Source organism: Embleya sp. NPDC025285 (genome assembly GCF_055558835.1).
The window spans coordinates 1-3,390 of sequence record NZ_JBVHLU010000247.1; the positions used below are offsets into that span (position 1 = coordinate 1).

Annotated in this window: 5 protein-coding genes; all 5 read right to left on the reverse strand. The window is 68.2% G+C overall.

The window, feature by feature from the left end; genetic code table 11:
* Nucleotides 1–365 (reverse strand): ATP-binding cassette domain-containing protein (locus ACZ4FV_RS51840; RefSeq protein WP_465328405.1); only part of this gene is annotated, 365 nt, incomplete at its 3' end.
* A 428-nt stretch (nt 366–793) separates the two neighbouring features.
* Nucleotides 794–1,225: an SHOCT-like domain-containing protein gene (locus ACZ4FV_RS51845; RefSeq protein ID WP_395859107.1), complete on the reverse strand. Its 432-nt coding sequence runs from the start codon at nt 1,223–1,225 to the stop codon at nt 794–796.
* Between the two features lie 20 nt (nt 1,226–1,245).
* Nucleotides 1,246–1,506 carry a hypothetical protein gene (locus ACZ4FV_RS51850; RefSeq protein WP_395859108.1) on the reverse strand — a complete coding sequence of 87 codons (261 nt, stop codon included), beginning with the start codon at nt 1,504–1,506 and terminating at the stop codon, nt 1,246–1,248.
* Nucleotides 1,503–1,892, reverse strand: a complete 390-nt coding sequence (locus ACZ4FV_RS51855; protein ID WP_395859109.1) for a DUF2089 domain-containing protein — start codon at nt 1,890–1,892, stop codon at nt 1,503–1,505. Before ACZ4FV_RS51855 ends, ACZ4FV_RS51850 begins: the two co-directional genes overlap by 4 nt.
* A 202-nt stretch (nt 1,893–2,094) precedes the next feature.
* The gene (locus ACZ4FV_RS51860) at nt 2,095–3,177 is read right to left on the reverse strand and encodes a protein kinase family protein (RefSeq protein ID WP_395859110.1); all 1,083 of its coding nucleotides are present in this window, start codon (nt 3,175–3,177) and stop codon (nt 2,095–2,097) included.
* Nucleotides 3,178–3,390: the final 213 nt, after the last annotated feature.

Sequence of the window (3,390 nt, forward strand, 5' to 3'; positions counted from 1 at the left end):
TTGGACAGGTGGTGCAGGTCGGCCATGAGGTGCATGTTCTCCTCGCCGGTGATCAGCCCGTCGACGGCGGAGAACTGCCCGGTGACGCCGATCGCGGCGCGGACTCCGTCCGGTGAGGCGGCGACGTCGTGACCCGCGACCTGGGCCTGTCCGCCGTCGGCGCGGATGAGCGTGGAGAGGATCTTGACCGCGGTGGTTTTGCCGGCGCCGTTCGGTCCCAGCAGTGCGAACACCGACCCCGACGGGATGCGCAGGTCGATGCCGTCGAGCACGACCTTGTCGCCGTACGACTTGCGCAGATCGGTGGCGTGGACGGCGGCGACGGCGGATGACCGCCGACCGTCGCCCTGCCTGGATACGGGCATGACGGAAGAAGGCATGAGCCCTACCATTCGAAGGCTGAAGTGGCGGGAAAATCGAGTGGGTTGAGATCGCGAGGAAGGCGGCGGCGCTCAGTGCGGAGCGGCGCACGCGGTACGCAGCGGCATGCGGTGCGCGGTGGCATACGTGGATGCCCGGGGCGACCGTATTCGCGCGGGGAAGGAAGGTCCATCAGGCGTGGCGGGGCGACGCCCACTCATCAGCCGGCTCGGGGGCTGCACCCACTCGACGAGCCGAGTTACCACGCTGTTCGGGCCGGTGAGCCACAACTCCCGTTCACCGGGGTCTCGGCGGCGCGGAGGCCGGGTCGGATGCTGCGGCCCCGCCGAGTGACGGATTGCCGCACACCCGTGGCCACAAGTTCACCGGCCGATCCCGTGATCCGGGTGGGCGACCGGTGCCGTGGCGGGGGTTACTCGCAGAACACCTGTACCTTTCCGTCGGCCTGGTCGACATCGATGGTGATGTCGTCGAGCTGCTCGACGAACTCCTCGAGGTGCTGCGGCTTGAGCTCGGTGAGGTCGATCGGTACTCCCGACTGGTTGAGCTGTGCATTGACCCGGGTGAGTGCCTGCGGAGGCAGCAGGCTCGTGAGCCGGACCCCGGCGCGCAGGAGCTGCAACGGGATCTGGATGTTGACGTGGCCCGGCCCGTCGCTACCGGGGTCGTCCGTCCAGGTCACCAGTACGCGCAGGTACTTGGGCCGGGGCTTCGGGCGGGGCGCGGCTCCCGTCGGCGACTCGGAGTGCTCTCGTTGCACGGCGTCGATCAGCCGCTCGGCCTCGTCCGCGGTGATCTTGCCCCCGGCCAGCATCTGCAGGATCTGGCGGCGCTGCTCGTTCATTGTCGCGTTTCCCCTCTGACTCATCTGACGCTTACCAGCACGGCCGTTCGGCCGAGGTCCAACTCGAATCGGGTGCCGGGCAGCGCCCACAGCAGTTGCCCGGTGCCGCGCAACGCGCCCATCGGGCGTATCCCGGCGACGCGGCACGCGATCAGTCCGGCCGGCACGGCGAGCAGCAGCAACGGCGACAACACCAGCAGGACCGGCAGGACCGGGACGTACAGCCCCCGCCGGCGGCCGTCGGGACGGCGACGGCGTACGGTCACCAGGTACGGCATCATCGGGACTTCCCCAGTTCGGTGAGCGCCTGCTGGACGTCGATCTCCCCCCGCTGCAGGCGGTCGACGACATCGGAGCTGGTGGGCGCCGGGTCGGTGTCGACGAAGTCGAGGGCTTCGGCGATCCGGTTCAGCCGGGACTTGATGGTCGGGTAGCTCACCCCGAACATCCGCTCCATCTCCTTGATCGAACCGTGCGACCGTACGAACGCGGCGACGAACACCTGGTCGTCGGCGCTGAGTTGAGCCAACTGCGGCGTCTCGAACTGTCCCTCGATCGCGATTCCGCTGCCGGTGAGGCGGACCCGCTCGACGACGAACGGTTGTCCGTGCGTCAGGTCCGTCAGTTCCTGCCAGTCCACCCTCGGCTCCCATACGTCCGGCGACATGCTCGCCATTCATTTGTACATTGAGTTTCTTAAGATGCCAACCCGTGAACATTGATTTTTCTAAGTTGATCTTCAATAACGAGGTCTGCTGACCCGATGTGCTCCCATTTGGCCTCCGGGTGGGCGGCTCCCCTGGTGGCGACATCGGCCGTGGCGGACCGGCGCCGTATGGCCGCCGGACGGTCGAGGCGAGGGGAGTGGTTCAGTTCGGGGTGGTTGGGCCGGAGCCGAGCTGCCGTTCGATCTCGGCGGCCGGAAACGGTGTCTGCTTGCTCTCGGTGAGCAGACGGCGGTGGAAGGAGCCCAGGACGACGGCAGGGCGGGCGTGTCGGTCGATGATGGCCGCGATGTCGGACGGGATGCCGTCGGGTCGCCGGCCTGCGATCCAGTCGTGCAGGAAGGCTTCGCGGTCCGTGTCACCGCGCACGCCGTCGAGCAGGTGGTATCGGAGCAGGTGGCTCGTGGTGTAGCAGTGGTCGTACGCGAGGTGCCGCGAGAGGAAGCGGGACTCGTCCGCCGAAAGGTCGAAGCCGGAGCTCAGGGCGAGTCCGAAATCGGCGAAGTAGAGCCGGTGGCCATCGGTCAGGATGTTGGCGAAGTGAGCGTCGAAGTGAACGAGTCCGCGAGACCTCATGAAAGCGGCTCCGCTCGTCAGCGCTTCCTCCACCCAGAGGTGGGGCGAGCCGTCCCCGCCTTGCGCCGCGGCGGTTTCGCGGTGGTCGGCCAGCCATCCGGTGAGGGTGTGCGGCAGATGTTCCAGGAAGAGCACCAGGCTGTACGAGGACCGGGCGATGGCCTCCAGTCGGGTGCGAACGGCCGGTGATCCCTCCCAGTGCGCGACGGCCCCCTCCAAGCCCCCGAGCTCGTCGATGAATCCTTCGGGAGGGGAGTCGGGCAGGATCCGCCAGTGGTACATCAGGGGGAATCCCGCATACTCGTCGCCGAGAACCCAGTTGGTCGTCATGGTGTGCACGGCGAGTTCCCGCCAGGCTCCGAACCCGGCGGAGCCCACCCCGTACTGGTAGAACAACGGCAGCCCGAAGACGTTCGCCGTGGACCGCACGTTCTCCGGGCGCAGTTCGGTGTCCGTCAAGGGGATGCGCTTGACGAAGACGCGCGTTCCGTCGATGTCCAGTTCCGCCGACCTGCCGCCGATGCCGGACCCGAGCGGCGCCGCGGCTGCCACGACCTCCCCGAGGCGGTGGTCGCTCAGCAAGGAGAGCCGAGTGCTCACGGTCCCGTAGCCGGCCGGACGTGCGGCACGCGGCGCAACCTGCTCCGGCATCGACGGCTCCTCGGTGCCCGAACCAGGGCTTCGGCATACCCACCTACGACACCGACCCTACGCCGGGCAGGTCGGCGACTCTCATGAACGACCCTCCACCACCGAGCGATGCGGACGGGTGGCTGCGCCCGTACGAGAACACGGCCGACTTCCGCGATCGGGGCGCGGGCGGATACCACGCAGCCCGGCACCGGGATCCGAATGCGGATCCCG